This is a genomic window from Thermogutta hypogea (genome assembly GCF_055386265.1).
Map to the genome: position 1 here is coordinate 3,864,615 of NZ_AP042425.1, position 19,394 is coordinate 3,884,008.

General features: G+C 67.5%; 13 protein-coding genes. 3 read left to right on the plus strand and 10 right to left on the minus strand.

What is annotated here, in order from left to right:
* Window positions 1–2: 2 nt before the first annotated feature.
* The 6 genes from ACZ5B4_RS13935 to ACZ5B4_RS13960 form a co-directional block, all read right to left on the minus strand.
* On the minus strand, window positions 3–575 hold the full coding sequence (locus ACZ5B4_RS13935; RefSeq protein WP_464911837.1) for a ParB N-terminal domain-containing protein: 573 nt from the start codon (window positions 573–575) through the stop codon (window positions 3–5).
* Window positions 576–627: 52 nt separating this feature from the next.
* Complete coding sequence (locus ACZ5B4_RS13940; RefSeq protein WP_464911838.1) at window positions 628–894, minus strand: hypothetical protein; 267 nt, start codon at window positions 892–894, stop codon at window positions 628–630.
* Window positions 895–935: 41 nt separating this feature from the next.
* Window positions 936–2,927 carry a S1 family peptidase gene (locus tag ACZ5B4_RS13945; protein ID WP_464911839.1) on the minus strand — a complete coding sequence of 664 codons (1,992 nt, stop codon included), beginning with the start codon at window positions 2,925–2,927 and terminating at the stop codon, window positions 936–938.
* A complete protein-coding gene (locus ACZ5B4_RS13950) occupies window positions 2,894–3,418 on the minus strand; it encodes a helix-turn-helix domain-containing protein (protein WP_464911840.1) in 525 nt (174 codons plus the stop codon). Before ACZ5B4_RS13950 ends, ACZ5B4_RS13945 begins: the two co-directional genes overlap by 34 nt.
* A 424-nt stretch (window positions 3,419–3,842) precedes the next feature.
* Window positions 3,843–7,415 (minus strand): glycoside hydrolase domain-containing protein, encoded by a 3,573-nt coding sequence (locus ACZ5B4_RS13955; protein ID WP_464911841.1) that lies wholly within the window; start codon window positions 7,413–7,415, stop codon window positions 3,843–3,845.
* Between the two features lie 180 nt (window positions 7,416–7,595).
* Window positions 7,596–8,615 (minus strand): 3'-5' exoribonuclease YhaM family protein, encoded by a 1,020-nt coding sequence (locus ACZ5B4_RS13960; RefSeq protein ID WP_464911842.1) that lies wholly within the window; start codon window positions 8,613–8,615, stop codon window positions 7,596–7,598.
* A gap of 403 nt (window positions 8,616–9,018) precedes the next feature.
* Here ACZ5B4_RS13960 and ACZ5B4_RS13965 point away from each other — a divergent pair, with 403 nt between their 5' ends.
* The gene (locus tag ACZ5B4_RS13965) at window positions 9,019–10,380 is read left to right on the plus strand and encodes a citrate synthase (protein WP_464911843.1); all 1,362 of its coding nucleotides are present in this window, start codon (window positions 9,019–9,021) and stop codon (window positions 10,378–10,380) included.
* 131 nt (window positions 10,381–10,511) lie between these two features.
* Here the strand turns inward: ACZ5B4_RS13965 and ACZ5B4_RS13970 are convergent, their stop codons facing one another.
* Together ACZ5B4_RS13970 and ACZ5B4_RS13975 are read right to left on the minus strand one after the other, a co-directional pair.
* On the minus strand, window positions 10,512–11,855 hold the full coding sequence (locus ACZ5B4_RS13970; protein ID WP_464911844.1) for a S26 family signal peptidase: 1,344 nt from the start codon (window positions 11,853–11,855) through the stop codon (window positions 10,512–10,514).
* A gap of 189 nt (window positions 11,856–12,044) precedes the next feature.
* Window positions 12,045–12,845 (minus strand): sugar phosphate isomerase/epimerase family protein, encoded by an 801-nt coding sequence (locus ACZ5B4_RS13975; protein ID WP_464911845.1) that lies wholly within the window; start codon window positions 12,843–12,845, stop codon window positions 12,045–12,047.
* 170 nt (window positions 12,846–13,015) lie between these two features.
* Between ACZ5B4_RS13975 and ACZ5B4_RS13980 the strand changes: the two genes are divergently transcribed.
* On the plus strand, window positions 13,016–15,859 hold the full coding sequence (locus tag ACZ5B4_RS13980) for a hypothetical protein (protein WP_464911846.1): 2,844 nt from the start codon (window positions 13,016–13,018) through the stop codon (window positions 15,857–15,859).
* 682 nt (window positions 15,860–16,541) lie between these two features.
* Window positions 16,542–16,991: a hypothetical protein gene (locus tag ACZ5B4_RS13985; protein WP_464911847.1), complete on the plus strand. Its 450-nt coding sequence runs from the start codon at window positions 16,542–16,544 to the stop codon at window positions 16,989–16,991.
* Window positions 16,992–17,236: 245 nt separating this feature from the next.
* Here the strand turns inward: ACZ5B4_RS13985 and ACZ5B4_RS13990 are convergent, their stop codons facing one another.
* Both ACZ5B4_RS13990 and ACZ5B4_RS13995 read right to left on the minus strand, forming a co-directional pair.
* A complete protein-coding gene (locus ACZ5B4_RS13990; protein ID WP_464911848.1) occupies window positions 17,237–18,037 on the minus strand; it encodes a creatininase family protein in 801 nt (266 codons plus the stop codon).
* Between the two features lie 433 nt (window positions 18,038–18,470).
* Window positions 18,471–19,175 carry an aromatic aminobenezylarsenical efflux permease ArsG family transporter gene (locus ACZ5B4_RS13995; protein WP_464911849.1) on the minus strand — a complete coding sequence of 235 codons (705 nt, stop codon included), beginning with the start codon at window positions 19,173–19,175 and terminating at the stop codon, window positions 18,471–18,473.
* Between the last annotated feature and the right edge of the window lie 219 nt (window positions 19,176–19,394).

Sequence of the window (19,394 nt, forward strand, 5' to 3'; positions counted from 1 at the left end):
GTTCACAGGTTGACCAAACGGCAGGACCACCCTTCCGCCGTCAGCCGTTCGAACAATTCCCGCTGCTGATCCTCGTCCCGGCACTGGACCACGATCTGAAAGACGTCCGGCAGGGGCGGCTCGCACCCTCCGCCCGACCCGCCCTCCGCCTCTCCGTCGTCGCTCGTCGCGGGGTCTGCCTCGGCCAGTTCATCCAGCAGCGATTGCAAGCCGGGATGGGCCGTCTCCACCTCCGCCAGCAGATCGTGAAGCGCGTCTTCGTTCTTGCCGGCCAGGTTCGCCAACGGGTCGAGCACGGCCAACAGCTTGGCCGCCTCTTCCGCCGAAACGTCCAGCACCAAGACCGGCACCAAGACCTCCGGCGTCGTCTCCGCCCGCAGATGGCCGTCGATCAACTCCAGCGAGCCGTCCTCCAACTCGCGGGCGAGCAGGGCATCGGCGTAGCCGATCTCCGCGAGCACGCCGCGGAGGGCCTCTTGTTGCCGCTTGGGGTGCGTCCGCCAGTTGCGGGGATTGGGCCGGAGGTCTCCCGCCCGAACGCGCCGCAACTCCTTGATCCGGTCCCGGATGCGCATGGCTCTTCTCTCAGGGAGTTTTCGCTGACGCCGGATGCCGACGGTCGGCGGCTCAAGCAGCGTCTTCCACGGTCGTCAACGGCGGCTCGGCGAGGGGGCAGGCGACGGCCCGGCAAACGGCGCCATCTTGCACCGCGCCGGCCGTGCGTCCGCTATGCCCCTCCCATCGCGCCTCCAGCGATTCCATCTTGCGCCGCAGGTCTTGCAGCGTGGCGATGACCACGGCCAATCGGGCATGGACCGTCATCAACCAGGGCAAGAGCAGCATCAACCAGGTCGAAAACAGCCCCAAAATCACGCCCCATTCGGTACCGGTCATGCCGGATGCTCCCAACCGAAGTCCCAGGATGCTTGTACCACTCAAGTCGCGGAGGATGAACCGGCGACGGATTCAGCCTCTTTTCGGCGGGCCTTTTTGCGGACGCGGCGTGCGATGAGGCGGACGGCGGCGCGGGCGGCCAGCATCACGGCCAGAGAAGGCGGCCCGCTCCACCCCAAGGCCGTCACCAGCCGCGGCAGCCAGGTCTGCACGGCGTCCGGTCCGCGCTCGGCGATCCATTCGGCGGCGACTTCGCGGACCACGCCGCGGAGGTTATCTTTACCCACGATCGCCTCGGCCGCTTCGATCCGTTGCCGCAACTGCCCCACGGCGGCGGCCGCCGCCTCCACGCCCTTCAGGCGCTCGCTCAAGGCCCGGGTCTCCGCGCGATGCTCGGTTTCGCTTTCGCCCAAGCGTTCGGCCAAGGCCTGCAATCGCTGCCGCAAACCGGCCGCTTCACCCCCGCCCTGCGGCGCCGGATCGGCCCCGCCGGCGACGTCGCCCGGCAAAGGATGCGGACCCTCGCCCGGGTTTCGGGGCGGCGACGGATCGGGCCAAGGTTCCGGCAAGGGTGAGACCTGGGGACCGGGTTGCAAGAGGCCTCCCAACCGCGACAGGAATTCGCGAATGCGGCCGCAGTAGCTGCCCACGGTTCGGGTGCCGTCGGTGCCCCAGAGCACGCCCGCCACGCGGCCCTGGGCATCGAGGATCGGGCCGCCGGAGTCGCCGTTCTCGGCCCCCCCGCTGATTTGCAACGTCTGCCGGCCGGCCAGCCCGGCCGTCCCCACGTAGCCCAGCACGCGACCCGACGTCACCCGGAGCCGGCCCGTCGAACCGTAGCCGCAGAACGTCACGGCCTCGCCCGCCGCCGGCACGTCCTCGCGGATCGGCAGCGGATCGGCCGAGGGCGCTGCGATTTCCAGCACCGCCAAGTCGCCCGCGCGATCCCAATCCAAGACCCGCGCGGCATACGTGCCTTCGGCCAAGCTCACCGTCACGCGGCCGACGCCGTCCCGAAACAGATGGGCACAGGTCAGAATCCAGCCCCGGCGGTCGTCTTTGGCGATCAAGGTACCCGTCCCGTAGGCCGTGCTTCCGCTCCGCAGCTCATTGGCGATGCGTGCCACGCCGGCCCAAGGCGTCTTCCGCGACGAGCCGATTCCGGCATTCCAAGCCGGTTCGGGCGTGATCGGTCCGGCTGCTTCCGGCGCCGCGTCGATGGGGATGCCGCACCGCCCGGCGGAACAATCCTGCGCCCGAGCCCCCGGCGGCGCAGCAACCACGCTCGCGATCACGAGCGAGAGGAAGATCACGGCGGCGGGCACGATCCGCTCGCCCCAATTTCGCGGACGCGGGGACGGTGCACCGCCGGCGTCCGGCAGCAAGGTACAGCGATAGCGGAGGAAGGCGCTGCGGGCCAAATCGGCCGGCTCCGTCATGCGGTCGGCCAGATTGGGGACCGGGTCCACGCCGCCGCCCGTCCGCAGGGCCTCGGCACAAGCCTGACTGCAAAACGGGGCCGACGCCTCCGCGTCTCGGTCGTTCGTAACCGGGGGCAGGATCAACCGCAGCAGCGGCAGGCGTCGCCATGCCAGGGCCAGCAGGGCGCCGTACCCGTAGGGCCGGCCCATCCAGCGGCGCATGCGGCGAACCGCCCCGCGGCGATCGAAGTCCGGCCGCAGACCGTCGGGATCGGCGGCGTACACGTCGATGCGGCCGGGATAGCGAGCCGTTTGGCTTTCCAGCGTCACGGCGCGACCCCCGTATCCGCCCCGCACTTCCAAACAGAACAGCTCGTCGTCCCACCACGCGGCCAACGCGGCGTGATTGTGTATTCCGCGCCCCACGGCCGAGATCACATCCCGCCGCCGGAACAACAGCACGTCGGCGTCGGCGATCATGCTCCGCGCCTCGCTCAGCGCGGCATACCGCAGCACGGTTTGGTGTTGCTCCATCGTCGTCGCCCCCCTTCGCACAGGCCCCATGCCGCCGGATCCGATCACGCCGCCCAAAGCCGGGTCTCGTCGCACCATGCGTCGTGGTCCTCGCAGGGCCGCCGGAAATCCGGCTCCGCGTCCCAGGGCGGTTCCCAGTCCTCACCGCGGTCGCCGTCGGGTTCCGCATCGTCGGGCGGAGGCTCGCCGGTCGCTTCGCCCCGTTCCATGGCCGCCGCTCGCACCGCCACGTAGCGCTCGTAGTGGGGGCTTCGCAACTCGAGGCGGAGGGGACCGGCCGATTCGCCGGAGGTGGGCGGCAAACGCCCTTCCGCCCGCAGCCGCAGCACCATGCAGGCGCGACACGGCATTTCCACCAGGGCGCCGCAATTCGGGCACCGGGCCACCGGCGGCGACTCGCCGCACGCCTCCGCGGACTGGGATTCGCCTTGAGGGCGCTCCCGCATCCGCGCGGCGATCTTGGCCACGCTCCCCCGACTGACTCCCAGCTTGGCGGCGATCGCGCGTTGGCTCAGCTTGCCCGCGCGAAGCAACCGTTCCACGGCACGGACGCGATGCATGTCCAGCATGATGGCACGACCCTTTGGGCATCGGCTGGCCGCCGAGCGGTCCGCCGAAGATATACGTTTGTACACTTTCCAGGGCGAAAAAAAGCGACGGAAGAACCCGCCGCAAAACCGCGGGCATGCACGCCGCGGCCTGCCCGGCCGCCTTCGTGCCGCCCACGATGAACCGATCTTACTACGGAGCGCGGCCCGGTTTCAAGCCTTGCCGCCGGCCCCTGCGTGCTCCCCGGGTCGATTCGTGTCCAACCCCGCCGGGTCGCGGGCGGCCCCTGCTCGCAGGTGCGTCCGGGCGGACGCTCGCGGGTTCCCGTCGGTGGCGCACGAACACCACCGGCTGACGCCGGCGGCTCCAGCGCTAAAACACCACCAGCTTACGCTGGTGGCTCAAAGAATATTCCACGAATACTTCGCCGGCGGCGCGCGGCCGTCAGCGGGCCAGCAGGCGTTCCAACGCATCCGCCACGGCACGGCGGGCACGGGGAACGGCGTCCGGATCGGGGAGAATCTTCGTGGAGTACCGGCCGCCCGCGTTGGGAATGCTCACAAGCTCCTCCGCCGCGCGGAGCGCCGCCTCGGCCTGGGATACATCCCGACCGGAGGCCTTGCCCCGCTCGATCGCCGCGCGGAGCAGCACCAGATACTCGTAGTCCTCCACGCCCTCGCGGGCTTGCGCCAGGCGGATCGTCGGTACCGGTTCCTCCAGGCCGATCGGTTTGCCGGGATAAATCAGGAAACCGTCTCCGTTGGGATAGCGGATCCAATAGCGGTTGCCCGGCTTGTCCGACTGGCTGATGTACGCGTGCCAACCGAAGCGGTAGGGGTCGTAGGTCGTCCAGGCCGCGCCCCAGAACTCGTAGGCCTCCGCGCCGTAGCGGAAACAATAGTAGGGCAACAATCGCTCCACGGCGCAGTACGGCGTATCCAGGCACATTTGGCCGTCGGTGGTGAACCACACGCGTTTGCCGGAGGCGCGGATGCCGGCGATCTCCTCCGCCGAGACCACGCCGTAATGGCCGATGCCCCAGATATCCAGCGACCGGTCCCAATCGGGCACGTGATGCCAAGTGCTGGAATAGATGGGGATGGCGGGATCGACCTCGTGGATCATCTCGCAGAGGGCCTGCATCTGCTGGATGATGGGCTCCTCGCGGAAGAACGGTTCGTCGGAGATGTACAGCACGAAGCGGTCGGCCCAGCCCTTTTCCTTGACGTGCTCCCAGAACAACCGCAGGGCCTGCTGATACGTCCGTTTGAATTCCGGGCGGAGCCGGGCGCGATCCGCGTCTTCGTAGGGATGGCCGCCGGGATAGGGCGGTTCTCCCCACGCCGCCTTGGGCGGATGCCCCCAGCCGAACAGATACAGGTCCCACGGCGTGTAGCTATGGGGGAAGTGCATTTCGTCGAAGTACCAGCGGGCGGCCTCATCGAAGGCTGCGAAGTCCGCCGTCACGCGACCGTCCTCCAGGCGGAACCGCGGCATCGGCCGAACGGCGTCCGGGCAAAGGCGGTAGCGGGCCATGAGGGACGCCAGAGGGCGATACCAGGCATCCACATTGCCGCCCCACACCGCCGATCCCGGCCCGAGACGGACGTCGTAGATCGCCTTGAATCGGCTCGTGGGCGGCAGGCTGAAGCCGCGGACGCGGAGCGTGTAGGGGATCTCGGCCGCCGCCGCACTCGAGGTCGAACCGGATTCCAAAAAGCGGACCGTGCCGCAATATTCGCCGGGCGCCGTACCCGACGGCACGAAAAAGGTCACCCAAACCGCGTGCGTCTCGCCGGCGGGCAGCTCCAACTCCGCCCGCGGCAACAGCGGATCGGGCCACATGCCCGGGAAACCGTCGCACGCCGGAGACGTGTGCGGAATCTTGCGATACCATTCCGGCTCCTCGTCGCGATAGTAGTTGGTGGGATAGTCCACCGGGACGTAGCCGACGACGTGGATTTCCGGCTCGGGCAGCACGGCGCCGCCGGGGCCTTGGGGCGGGTCGGCCGCAATCCGCAACCGCCGCGCCCTGCCGCTGCGGAGCGCCAATTGCAGCGGTTCATACTCGTTGCCGGCCGCCTCGAGCACGGCAGGCGACGCACCGCCGGCCGGCTCGTCGGGAAAGACCTTGATCAGCGGGTTCACGGGGCGGACGGCCAGGGGGGCGTCTTGCGGGACGGGTCGAGCCTCCCACGCCGTCGGGACGGCGGGGAGCACCTCCAACACCAACGCCCCATCGTGCCACAGCGTGCCCCGCCCGTCGGTAGTCAGGTGCAGCGACATTCGGGCGGCATCGGCCGGCATGGTGAACATGCCGGAAAGCAGCGTCCAATCGGCGGTGTCCTTGATGCCCTCCCCCGTCCCGCGCATGGGACTATCCGCCGACAAGCCGCCGTCCGCCCGATGGATGTGCAGATGCAGCCGGAGGTCGCCGTCGCGGAGGTCTTGGCACCGTCCCCACGCGGCCAAGAGGTAGGTCGCGCCCGGCCGGACGGGCACCGCCTGTTGCCGCCCCCGCCAGCCCTTGGGGGCATCCGGCGCGACGGTCATCTTGGCGGAGTGCGGCCCCAAGCCGGGAGCGGCGATGCGGTCGCGGTCGAGCGTCACCCCCGCCGCGTTCGGCGTCCGCGTCCAGGCCGCCGGAGCATCGGTCTCGAAGTCCGCGTCCTTCAGCAGGTTATCCGGCGAACGGACCAGCGCGGCGTAGTCGGCCGGATCGGTCCCGCCCGCGTTTACGGTCGGTGCGGCCGTGTAATAGATCCCATACTCGGCGACGGACCGGGCAGGCAAGCTCGCGCGGATCAAGGCCCAACCCTCCACGATTCGCGGACGTTGGGGCCGCCCTTGGTCCAGAATGACGATGCGAGCGGGGTCCAGACGCCCGCCCAGCCGATCTCGCAAGTTGCCCAGCGGAATGCCGACCCAACCGGCAAGGTCGCGGTCGCCGAGGTTCCACGCCCGGGCAAGGACGCGGCGATCGCACGCGGCGGCGGGTCCGTCGGTCGGCCAATCCGCCGACGTGTTCGCCGCGCGGAGTTCCAGGCGTTCCGGGTCTCCGGCCTCGGCCCGCCACGGTTGCCGGTCCAGGCATTCCAGTCGCACGTCGTCGAACCAGGCGGTGCCGGTACCGCGAAGGACGGTCCCGAGGTCGGCTCGATCGGCGTCCGCCGGTGCGACGAACTCGGCGCGGACCTGCTTCCAATCGTAGGTCCCTTCGCCGCCGGTCAACATGGGCGAGGCCGACATGGGGTTGTCGCGATTGCCCAGGTGGATGTACCAACCCGCGAAGCCCCGCACGTCCTTCGCGCGGACCCAGGCCGTCATGACGTACCGCGCCCCGCCCAGAATGCGGATATTGTGCTGCCGCGTGGCGATCCAAGTGGGTTCCGCGCCCGGCTCCACGACCGTCTTCAAGCAGCGTCGGCCGGACCGAGGCGACTCGTCGGTCCATTGGGCGCGGTGTTGGGGGTCGGGCGGGTCGTGGCTCCAGCCGGCGGGCGCGGCGTCGGGATCCGTCCCCCAATCGCCCCATTCCACGTCGCCGTTGACCAGCCCCGGACGCGCCTCGAAATAGTCGGGAAGGCGACCGGCCGCGGGGTTGTCGTAATAGATGTAGTAGCGGCGAGCGCTCTCGGGCGGGCAGTCGGCCGGCACGATCAGGCGACCGGCTGCGGGGATCGGCCCCTCGCGGACCGCGGCGCCGTCCGGCCCGACGATATCGAACAACAGCTCGCGGCCCTGCTCGTCGCACAGCCGCAGGCTTGCGGCTTCGGCGTGGACCAAGGCGGCCTGCCCCGGTTCCGAGCCGACCGGGACCTCGATCGGAACGCCCTCCAACGTCTGCCGCGAGTCGTTGACGACGCGAACGGGAATCCGGCATCGCCAATAGTCCCCGCCGCTCAAGTACAGCGGATGGTGCCAGTCGGCGGCAGCGCCGGGCACGCCCGCCATCAGGAACAGCACGGTCGTCCAGGCCGAACGACGCCGAAAACTCCGCAAGATCGGGTGGTTCATGACAGCCTCGCTGGGTCAAGTCCGTCGAGCCTTAGGCGATATACGCGGAGCCGTCCGCGCCGGCGGGAGGCGCGGCTTCTCCCGACGGACAACGGGCGGCGCCGCGGCACCGGCAGTGCCGCCTTGCGCCGGCCGCTCCCGTTGCAGCAGCGGAGGCCGCGTCGCAGGCGGCGGCAGCCGTTACGTCTCCGCCGGCGGTTGGGGAGGCGTCGGCAATTCGGAAGCCGCGGCGGGCAAGCCGTTGCCCTTGAACAGCTTCCGATTGAGTTGGTTGTGGAACGCCGTCCACGTGCTGCCCACGTTGGGATCCTCCTTGATGCACTGCTGAAACGCCGCCATCCAGGCATCCAAATGATCCAGGCAGTGCAGGGCCAGGGCCTCCAGCGTCATGGGCGGTTTGGGGCTGCCGAAGTCCAATTGGCCGTGGTGGCTGACGATCATGTGTTTCAGCCGCAGGGCAAGCTCGGGGGGAAACGGCTCGCCGGCCAACTTCTCGGCCTCGCGGATCTTGTCTTCCAGCATCTGCGCGCCGATGACCAGGTGACCCAACAGTTGTCCGGCGTCGCTGTAGCCGTATTCGCGTTGGTACGTCAGTTCCCGCACCTTGCCGATGTCGTGCAAGAAGGCGCCCATCAGCAGGAGTTCGGCGTCCAATTCGGGATAGCGTGGGGCGACGAGCCGGGCCAGTTCCATCAGGTTGACCACGTGGTCGACCAGCCCGCCCTCGTAGGCGTGGTGGAACTTCATCCCGGCCGGGGCCTTGGCCAAATCGCCCAGGAACGCTTCGTCCAAAAGAAAGCACTCGGCCAGATTGCGCAGGGCGGGATTCCGCAAGCCGCGGAGCAGTTCCGCCATGCGATTCATCAGGCGATCCACCTGGCAGGGCGCCACGGGGATGAAGTCGGCGGGGTCCACCTCGGCCGGGTCCACGCGCTGAATCCGCGACGCGATCAACTGCAAGGCGCCTTGATAGACCTGCGTCGTCCCCTCCACGCGGACGTAATCCCCGTTCTCGAACGAGCGGTACAACTGCTCGGTGGCGTTCCAAATGCGGGCGCTGATGGAGCCGGTGCGGTCCGTCAGATCGACTTGCAGGTAGAGGGCGCCGTGGCGATTGGGGCGGAGTTGCTTTCCCCCCGCTCGATAAACCTCGTGCACCTGCTCCTGCGGCCCCAACTGCTGAATGAAACGGCGTTCCATGGGCGATCGTCCTACTCCGGAAACGCCGAGGACGGCGCCTATCGGGGGAAGGGGTGGGTTGACGCGGAGCGGCCGGGGCGGCACATCACGGCCGTGCCGCCGTGCTCGGCAGCCGGCTCCACAACGAATCCGGATTTTAGGTCGGCTTCGGTCCAGGAACAAGACGCCCCCGCCGGGGACCGCGGAAGCGGTTGCCGCCGCCGCGGCGTCCGCCGACGGGCACCCGCGTTGGCATCCGGGGTCGCAGCTTGCGGCCGTGACGGAGCGCGGGCCGACATGGCGTCCGCCCGGCCCCGTCGTTGCCCCAACCTCCCGGCGGCGAGTAAAATACATGTTTGATTCGCATCCGCAGTCCGCCGCGTGATCCGCCCGATCCCCAGGCCAAGACGACAAGGACCGATTTATGGGTGAAACCGCGAAGCTGATTTTGGAAGGCAAAGAGTACGAATTTCCGATCCGTGTCGGGACGGAGGGAAATCGCGTCATCGACATCTCGAAGCTCTACGCCTTGACGGGCCATATCACGCTCGACGACGGCTTTGCCAACACCGGCGGCGCGGCCAGCAGCATCACCTACATCGACGGCGAGCAGGGCATCCTGCGCTATCGCGGCTACCGCATCGAGGAATTGGCCGAACGCTGCGACTTCCTGGAAGTGGCCTTTCTCTTGATCTACGGCGAGCTTCCCACCAGCGACCAGTTGGAGGAATTTCGCGAGGGCATCCGCAAACGGACGCTGCTGCACGAGGGGATGAAGAACATTTTCGCGGGTTTCCCGCCCGACGCCCATCCCATGGCGATCCTCAGCTCCGTGGTCAACGCCCTCTCGATCTACTGCAAGGACTCGCTCGATCCGCTGGACGAGAATGAGCGGCAGTTAGCGATGTATCGCTTGATGGCCAAGATGCCGACGATCGCGGCCTTCGGCTACAAGCAATCCATCGGCCAGCCCTTCATGTACCCGCAAAACCATCTCAATTACTGCCAGAACTTTCTCTACATGATGTTCGCCGTTCCGAGCGAGCGGTATCACCTCGTGCCGGAGCATGTGGAGGCCCTCAACCTGCTGCTCATCCTGCACGCCGATCACGGCCAGAATTGCAGCACCTCCACGGTCCGCATGGTCGGTTCCAGCAACGTGAACCTGTTCTCGGCGGTGGCGGCGGGGATCAACGCCTTGTGGGGACAATTGCACGGCGGGGCCAACGAGGCCTGCATCAATATGCTCGAACAGATCGTCGCCGAGGGCGGCAACATCGGCAAGTTCGTCGATCGCGCCAAGGACCCCAACGACTCGTTCCGCCTGATGGGTTTCGGCCACCGCATCTACAAGAATTACGACCCCCGCGCGAAGATCATCAAGGCCATGGCCGACCGCTTGCTGAGCAAACAAACCGACAAGAATCCGCTCTTCCAAGTCGCGCAGGAGCTGGAAGAGGTCGCCCTCAAGGATCCCTACTTCGTGGAACGCAAGCTGTATCCCAACGTGGACTTCTACTCGGGGATCATCTATCGGGCGCTGGGCATTCCCAAGAACATGTTCACCGTGCTGTTCGCCTTGGGGCGTCTGCCGGGCTGGATCGCCCACTGGCGGGAAATGCACATGTCCTCGAGCAAGCGGATCCATCGACCGCGACAGCTCTACACCGGCTATCCGGAACGTCCCTACGTTCCCATCATCAAACGCTCCACGGAGCCGCCCAAGGAGGTCCCGATCGAGCGTCCGGCTACCGGACTCTTCCCGGGCGGCGAGTTCGAGCTGTAATCCGCCGTCTCGCAAACCTCGGCTTGAAACGAAACCTCGGGCGTCCGCGCGAAGCGGTACGTTGCACAGCCGCCCCGCGGCCGCCGCTTTACCCTAACGCGGCGCGCCCCGCGGTCTCCCGCGGGAGCCGCCTAGCGCAGCGCAATCGCGCGGCCCAGTATCCATTGTCCCGGGATGCCGAAGTCGGGCCGCCAATACCGGCCGTCCACGGAGCTGTGGGGATCGTCCCCCAAGAGCAGATACTTTCCCGGCGGCAATCGCACCGCAAAGGGGGCGGCCGGTTCCACGTCGCCCTCCCGGCACAGAAAGCGCAGCGACTCGCCGGGGGCGTTCGGCACCCGGGACCCATCGGCCGAATCCCCTTCCGGAAGCGGTTGCGGCGTCGGTTCCACCGCCTGGTACGGGGCAAGGTAATACACGTCTCGCATCACGCGAACGTCGTCGATGCGGCCGGTCGCCCCTTCCGCCTCCACGCGGAACGGCCGCACCAGCGAGCGGGTGATCGGCGGCGGGTCGTAAGCCGCCTCCAGCACCGTCTCGTCTTGCACCAGCACCAGCAGCCGGCGATCCGCCAGGGAGACCGCGAAAGGAATCGGCGGTTTTGTGCCCGAACGCCGCACCCAGCGCTGCAAAGCCGGCGGGAGCGGGGCCGTCCGGCCGGCGCTGCGATCGCCCGTTGCGCGGTCGCCGGGCGTCGCGCTCGCCTCCTCGTGCGGCAGCGGGCCTTGCTTTGCCGTCACCTGCTCGGCCGCGAAATCGAACGTCACGACCCAACCGCGGTCGCCGTCGTCCGCCGCGATCCGCAGCTTCGCCGGGCGGCCGTTCTCCATCGAAAACTCGCGAAGTGCGAAGAACAGGACCAAGTCGCGGGTAGGAAACTCCCGTTGATCCCAACCGGGGTGAAAATAGCAGTAATTGGTGGCGGGCGAGGCGAGACGGACCTCGTGAGGCAGCGGGCAGGACCCGCGCGAGGCCTCCGCCGGCGGCAAGGGAGCCAGCATCGTCCGTAGGACGGGCCACGGCTTGCGGCAGACGCTTCCGTTGACGAAGAGATCGCCCTCCCGGATCGTGACGGTCTCGCCCGGCAGGCCCACGATCCGCTTTACCAGGATTCGCGAGGCTGCCGCGGGATCGCGCACGCCCACCACTTCCCAGCGACCGGGCCGGCGGAAGAGGAACGGGCTGCGGAGAATCCACACCAGGTCCCCGATGCTTTCTTCCCCGCCGTCCGCGGGAATTGCGACGCGCCGCCCGCAGCCGGGACACACGCCGAACGGCGGCCGCCCTCCGCCCGGCATGGGCAGCACGGGAAAGACGCGCCCGCAACCGTCGCACGGCACCCGATAGTGTCCGCCGATCAACGACGGGGTCATGGAGCCGCCCTGCACGCGATGCGGCCGGAGCGACGTCACGAAGACCTGATCGGCGGTCATCACCGCCGTAACGAGGAGCACCGCGGCGCGAAAGAGGCCCACGGTTCCCTTAACCGCCCAGCCGCCACGTTGGGGCAAGGGCGGCCGACACGCGACCTCGGCCCCCGAAGCGGTCGTCGCCGAAGCAACCGCCGCCGAATCGCTGGATGAAGGGCCTTCGCTTGGGACCATGGCGTCGCGCGGCAAGCCGAAAAGACGCTGAAACAGACAGTAACTTCGAGCAACCGGGCGTCAAATGCGCCGCAGGTAATCGATGGCTTGGCGGACCTCCGCGAGGGGCTGTTCGTCGCCGAGGGCGCGGACAAAGAAACACCCCTGATACCCCACCTTTTCCAAGCCGCTCAAAACATCTGCATAATCGACGTCGCCGGTACCCAAGGGGGCGATGCGCCGTTGCCCCGGACCGCCGCCCATGACGGCGTCCGTCGCATGGACGACCAGCACGGACTTGCCTACCGCCTGGACTGCCTGTTGGGGCGAGTGCCCGAACGCGGCCAGCAGCCCGGGATCGAGATCCAATCCAACCCCTTGATCGGGGAGGCGGCGTAACAGCCGGGCCAAATCCTCGCCGGAATCCTCGCCCAACTCCCCTGTGAGGAGGACGCCTTCCCGCTCGCTATGGCGTATCAAATCGCCGAGTACCTCCACGATCAACGGACTACGCCCGGTATCGTCCGGGGACGGACCGTCCGTTTCCTCGGGCAAGCGTCCCAACCGATTGGTGAGAAAGTCGGCACCCAATGCGGCGGCTATGCGCATGGCGGTCTTCGTTCCCTCCACGCGCCGATCCAGGTCTTGCGCCTCGTCATAACCCTTTTTGGTACGGAATCTTACGACGGAGAGGCGGAGATTCCTCTCGCTCAATTGCTTGCGAATTTCGCGGATGGCGGTTTGCCCCAGCTCGCGCCACGGCAATTGCCGCCGCAGGTCGATTTCGATAGTCTCCACGCCCAGACGGCGGGCGGTTTCCAGGCTCGGCAACCAGTCCAATCCCAGCGAGGCCAAATCCAAGGCGGGACGAATTCTGAGCACGGATCAATCCTTTTTAACTTGCCACGGCAATCGAGGCCGAAACCCAAGTAGGTGCGGAAGTTCGCTCGGCCCTTGGCATCGGCCTTGCCCCGGCGCGGAAAACCGGTTGCGGCCTTCGGAATCGCGTGGGCCGGCCACCTCCACCCGACGGTGGGTATGTTGTAATCCCAATGTCTAAGTTCCGACGTTCCATCATCTCGGCCCGCGGTGTGCCCTGCCTGTCCGCCCGAACACGCGGCGGAGCGGCGGAGGCTCCTTGCAACGCCCCCCGGCGAGGACCAGGGCGGTTCCTCTCCGCGCTTTCGGCGGCCGGGCTGACGCTCTTTGGGATCATTGTAGGGGCGGACGCGGAGAACCCCAAGTCCGCCGATACCGGACCGGCGACCGCTGCGGCGGTTTCCCCCCACACTCCGGACGGCCCCGTCGTCGGGGTAACGACCGCGGACACCCTCGAACGACAACCCCTGCCCGGTACCCAGCCCGTCTACAGTATCGACTTCGCCGAATCGACGGACGTCAATTACGACAATTGGCCGGACCACTGGACGCGTCGGGTGGGAAGCGGTTTTCCCGCCTATTCGAAGATGGAAATCGTCGCCGAGTCCTCGCCCCACTCGCCGCGCTCGCTTCTGGCCGAAATCGACGGCGGCGGGGTGGCGGCCTTCAGCCCTCCCATCCCTGTCTCCACGCTCTTCGGCCACGTACTCGAGGTTTGGGTCCGAGCCGCGGGCATCGAGCACGATCGGGTGTTCACGACGCTCAGTCTTTTCGATTCGCGGAACAAGCTCCTCCATATCGAGCGATCGGCCAAAATCGTACCCGGCGCCGATTGGCGCCTTTTGCGGCTGGGACCGCTGGACCTGGACCTACCGCAGGCCGAGTCCGCCGTGGTGGGCTTGCACGTGGAGCCGCGAGAGAAATCCGATTTAAATGCCAAGGTCTGGTTCGGCAAGATCTATCTGGGCCGGCTGCCGCGGTTGAGCGTGCGGCTCAATCGCCCGCATGGGCTGTACGCCCGAGGCGAGGCGGTCCGGGCCGAGTACACGGCGGCGGGCATCCGTCCCCAAACGCCCCCGCTCGAATTGGAGATTCTGGATGCGGAGGGCGAGCCGCTGGAGCGCGTGCTCGCCCCCTTGGAGGTTCGACCCGCCTTCGGGCCGGACGAAATCCCCGCGGAGGAAACGCTGCGGGAGAATCCGCCGCACATGGGTTCGCGGGCTTGGGACGTGCCGCTGTCGGAGCCGGGCCACTATGTGTTGCGAGCGACGCTCTCCACGCCCGAGGGCGCCCGCCGACGCGTCGAGGTCCCCGTCGCCGTGCTGGCCCCGGTCGACCAAATCGCGGCCGCCCCCTTCGGATGGTCGCTGCCGCAGGGGGCCAAGCCCTTCGATGTCCGCGACCTCTTGGAGGTGATCCGCCTCTCCGGTGTGAAATGGGTCAAGTTCCCCGTCTGGAGCGACGATACCGCGACGCCGGAGGCCTTGGAGGAGCTGGGCTTCTTCCTGGAGCGACTTCGGGGGCAAGGCGTGCAAACCGTGGGGCTGCTCTGCGAGCCGCCGGCGGGTCTTCGCGGCCAATGGAACGGGCGGACCACCGCCGCCGAGTTCTTCGCCGCGGACACCGCGGTGTGGCAGCCCTCGCTGGAATTGACGCTGGCGCGGTTCGGCCTGCTGGTCGGCCGGTGGCAATTGGGACGCGACGACGACCTGGGTTTCACGGCCGTGTCGCGCCCCGAGGAGATCGTCCGCCGCGTCTCGGCCGAGGTCTCCAAAGTGCTGTACAACGGCCAAGTGGGGACGGCTTGGGACTGGCTGGAACCCCCGCCCTTGGACCGCAATTCGCCCTGGCGATCCCTCCAGTTCACCACGGATCCGCCCATGACGGCGGAGGAGCTGCGGCGTTACCTCGCGAGCTATGCGGGGGCCGAAGACCGCGTCGCCCTGTGGGTCGATCTTCGCCCGTTGAACCGGGGTGAATACCCCCTCCCGGTCCGCATCACCGATTTGGTGCTGCGCATGGCGGCGGTCAAGGCGGGCGGGGCCGAGGCCGGCTTCCATCCCGATCCCTTCCATCCCGAGTGCGGCCTGTTCCGTCCCGACGGCTTCCCCACCGAACTGCTCATCCCTTGGCGGACGGCCGTCCACGCCCTCCGCGATCGCACGCCGCGGGGATCGATCCGCTTGCCCAACGAGTCGCGGAATCTCCTTTTCGGCGACGGGGAGACGGGCATGATGATCGTATGGAACCCGCAACCCGGCGAGGAAGTGCTGTACTTGGGCGATGCGGTCGCGACTACGGACGTGTGGGGGCGAACCTCGTCCCTGCCCGCCCTAGGCGAACAACAGCGTCTCCGCGTCGGTCCCCTGCCGCAATTCGTGGAGGGCGTCCATTTGCCGATCGCGCTTTGGCGGCAGGCCTGCCAACTCGGCGTCACGCGGGTGCCGAGCGTGTACGGCAAGCCCTTGCCCAACCAAATTCGGTTCCGCAACACGTTTCCCCATGCGGTGGCCGGCACGGTACGACTGCCGGGCGGCCGCGGCTGGCGGCTGGAGCCCGATCACGCCGTCTTCAAACTGCTGCCCAACGAGGAGATCGCCGTCCCCTTCGCCCTGACGTTGCCCCTGGACGCCGAGGCCGGAACCCAACCCTTCGTCGTTCACTTCTCCCTGCAAGCCGACCGCCGGTACGAGTTCGATGCCTTCCACACCTTAGAAGTCGGTTTGGGCGATGTGTACGTGGACCTGCGAACGCGGCTCAATGAGGCCGGCGAATTGGAGGTTCGACAAACGCTGGTCAACGAGACCGACGCACCGCTGTCCTTCCGCTGCGAGCTGTTCGCCCCCGACCGGCGGCGCCAACGCGTGCAATTGGATGTGCCGGCCTTGGGGCGGGCCGCGCACGTCTACACCTTGCCCGACGGGCGGGAACTGCTGGGTAAAACGCTCTGGCTCCGCGCGGAGGAGATCGGGCAGGCGCGCGTCCTGAATTATCGCACCACGGCCGCCGCCGAATGACGCCTGCCCTGTCCCGCGGCGAAGCACCGACGGCGTCAGCCGCCGGTGAATCGTGGGTAGCGCCGGAACACCTCCGGCTTACGCCGGAGGCTCTGAGTTTTGCGCGACGGCGCCATTCAGCGTCGGGGAGCCGCCGGCGTGAGCCGGCGGTGTCTACGGCACTACCCGGCATTCGCCGCCCGCTGACATCACCTCCGGCTTACGCCGGAGGCTCTGAGTTTTGCGCGACGGCGCCATTCAGCGTCGGGGAGCCGCCGGCGTGAGCCGGCGGTGTAATCCCACGGGCGGATTCGGACGTTTCGCCCCGCCTCGATTTGACGCCGGGCGATTCTCGACCTAGATTTGGAATGGCCTCCTGATCGACTTACCAAACGGAGTCGCGCGGGGACGGCCGACGCGGGAGGGAACGGACGGCCCCGCCCCCGTGGAGCAAACGGGATCGAGAAGTCGGGCAGGACGGCCGGCCCCCGGCAGCACTCTGCCGACCGGGACCCGCCGCGGTTTTCGTCACTTCCGACTGAGAGATGTGATCGCGCCGACGCCGGTCCGGCGGGCTGTATCAGCCGACTTCTCGTTCATCGCTTTCTCCCTCTCTCGAACGGTCTTATTTTTCCGACGACAAGTTATCGGCCGGCGGATGATTGCCGATACACCTTGTGTACTACTTCAAGGGGACGGGCACATGAGCCATGGTGCTTTCGCGGGAAGCCGAGCCGCGGGTTGGGCGGCGTGCCTGACGGCGGCGGACGAGGCAGTCCGGGACGGAGTGTGGCAGGCCCTTGCGGCCTTGATGCCGGATGTGCACCCCGGCGAACGCCGCGAGAGCGTCCGCTTCAATTTTCCCTACTTGGTCCGGTTGACCATGGTCTCGGACGAGGACGGCTCGCCCCGCGGGTCGCCGGTCGTGGTGGTCGGGCGGCAAATCTCCGAGGGAGGGCTGGGCTTCTATCATCCCAAGCCGCTGCCGGCACGCCGGATGATCGCCACCTTCGACGCCGACGGCGAACCCGTCAGCCTGCTAATGGAACTGCTGTGGTGCCGCTCCACGCAACAGGGTTGGTACGAAAGCGGCGGCCGATTCCTCGCCCGCGTGCCGAAACCCGAATCGTCGCTGTTCCCGCCCCCGACGTAAACGGCATAAATCCGCGAGCCGCCGGCGTAAACGGCGTGAATCCAAGAGCCGCCGGCGTGAGCCGGCGGTGTCTACGGCGCTACCCGGCATTCGCCACCGGGTAACACCACCTCCGGCTTACGCCGGAGGCTCTTGATTTGGCGCAACATCCACCACCAGCTTACGCTGGTGGCTCCAGGTTTTGCGTCACGGCGCGGCGCCGGGGAGCCGCCGGCGTGAGCCGGCGGTGGACGCCGCTTGCCCGCTCAGAACGGGAACGTCTCGTCCAGGGGCGATTGGGCCAATTCCACCAGAAACGAACCCAGCCGCTCGGCCAACACCTCCACGAGGCGGCGTCCCTTGGCCGCGGAGGCCCGATGCGGATTACCCGCCCCGGCGTTCGTGGTCAGCAGATGCCACGGTCGCGTGATGGACACCCAACCCAGGTTGACGGCCTCGAATCGGCTGGGCCGCGTCCTGCCCGCGTCGGCGTCGGGCGAACCGTCGGGGCGGAGGGCCACCAGCTCCGGCCAATACGCCAGCGCCAGCGAGGTCTCCATCTCCCCGGCGTGATCGTCCGGCTCTTCGAAAATCTGGTGATAGACGTCGCGGATCGACGCATACCAATTGCAGAGGAAGAGTTTGGCAGGCGATCGGCCGTACATTTCGCGGAGAAACCCCTTCAAGTCATTCCCGCCGTGACTGTTCAGCAGAACGATCTTCATCATCCCCTGATGCGTGAGCGACTCGATCAGGTCGGCCAGGACCGCGTACAGGGTGCTAGGATTCAGGTTCATGGCGAAGGGGTATGCCCGCAGATTCGTCTCCGTCCCGTACGGGATGGTGGGCAGCAGGATGACCTTGGCTCCTTGCCGCCAAGCCGCCTCGCAGATCCGATCGCCGATCAGGTCGCCCTCGCGGGTATCCATGCCGTAGGGCAAGTGTAGATTGTGCGGTTCGGTGGCGCCCAAGGGGAGCACCGCCACGTCGTAGCGCTGCTGCCGCACCGCGGAGTAGGTCAGATCGGCCAGTTTCCACGGCCGCGGCGAAGGCGTCGCATCGTCCATGGTGAAAGTCCTCGAATCGGTGCGGTTCTGCGATGAAACACCGCCGACGGCGAACATGCCGGTGGTGCATCCTGGGTAGTGCCGTAGACACCGCCGGCTCACGCCGGCGGCTCCACATTAACAAAAACGCAACGGGTCCAAGAGCCTCCAGCGTAAGCTGGAGGTGTTCCGGCGCTACCCGTAATTCACCAGCGCCTAACACCACCGCCGGCTTACGCCGGCGGCTCCGCATTAACAAAAACGCAACGGGTCCATGAGCCTCCAGCGTAAGCTGGAGGTGTTCCGGCGCTACCCGTAATTCACCAACGCCTAACACCACCGCCGGCTTACGCTGGTGGCTCCGGGTTTTGCGGCGCATCCACCACCGGCTCACGCCGGCGGCTCGGGGTTTTGCGCGGCGGCGCGCAGCGCCTTGATGATCGCGCGCCGGGCGTCAAAATGGTAGCGGCACCTCAAAGAGCCTGAGGATGAAGTAGATGCCGACCACGATGAGAATCGCGCCCCCCGCCGTGCGCACCAACTGATCGACGAACGTCATCACCTGGAACGCCTTGCCGAGCGATTGCGCGCTGAAGGCGAGGATCACAGCGAACACGACGACGGGCAGGCCGGTCCCGACGCCGTACAACGCGCTGAGCAGGGCCGCCGGGGTCTGCGAACCCTGAGCGACGGCGATGACGGTGCCGAAGTATGCGGCGGAGGTGGGGCAAAATGCCAGGGCGAAAACAATCCCCAACAGCAGTCCGCCCCAAATGCCCGCCGACTCCGCAAGGCGCTGGGATCGGCCGGCCGCGAAGCTGGGCAGCGGGATCGTCAATAGGCCCAGCAATAACATCCCCACCAGCACCAAGAACGGCCCCAGCAACATGTGCCCGTAGGTCTGCAACGCGGACGAAATCCCGGGCAGGGCCGCCAGTCCGGCCGCGATGATGAGGGCCAGAAGAAAATAGCTCACGGACCGGCCGACGGTGTAGAGCAAGCCGGTAAGCAAGACCGCCCGACCGCTGCCCACCCTCCGCCCAAGGTACGATATGGCGGCGATGTTCGTCGCCATGGGGCATGGGGCGATGGCGGTCGCCAGGCCCAGGCCGAACGCAGCGATCAGCGGTCCCTGCTGCATCCACCATTGCACGTTCATGAGGCGCGGTGCTCCTGTTCGATTCCTTCGCCGACGGCGGCGCGCCGGGGAGCCGGCGGTGTCTACGGCGCTACCCGAAATTCACCAGCGGCCAGCACCACCTCCAGCTTACGCTGGAGGCTCCGGGTTTTCCGCGGCATTCACCTCCGGCTTACGCCGGAGGCTCTGGGACGCGTTGCGTTTTTGTTCATGTCGAGCCGGCGGTGTCAGCCGGCGGTG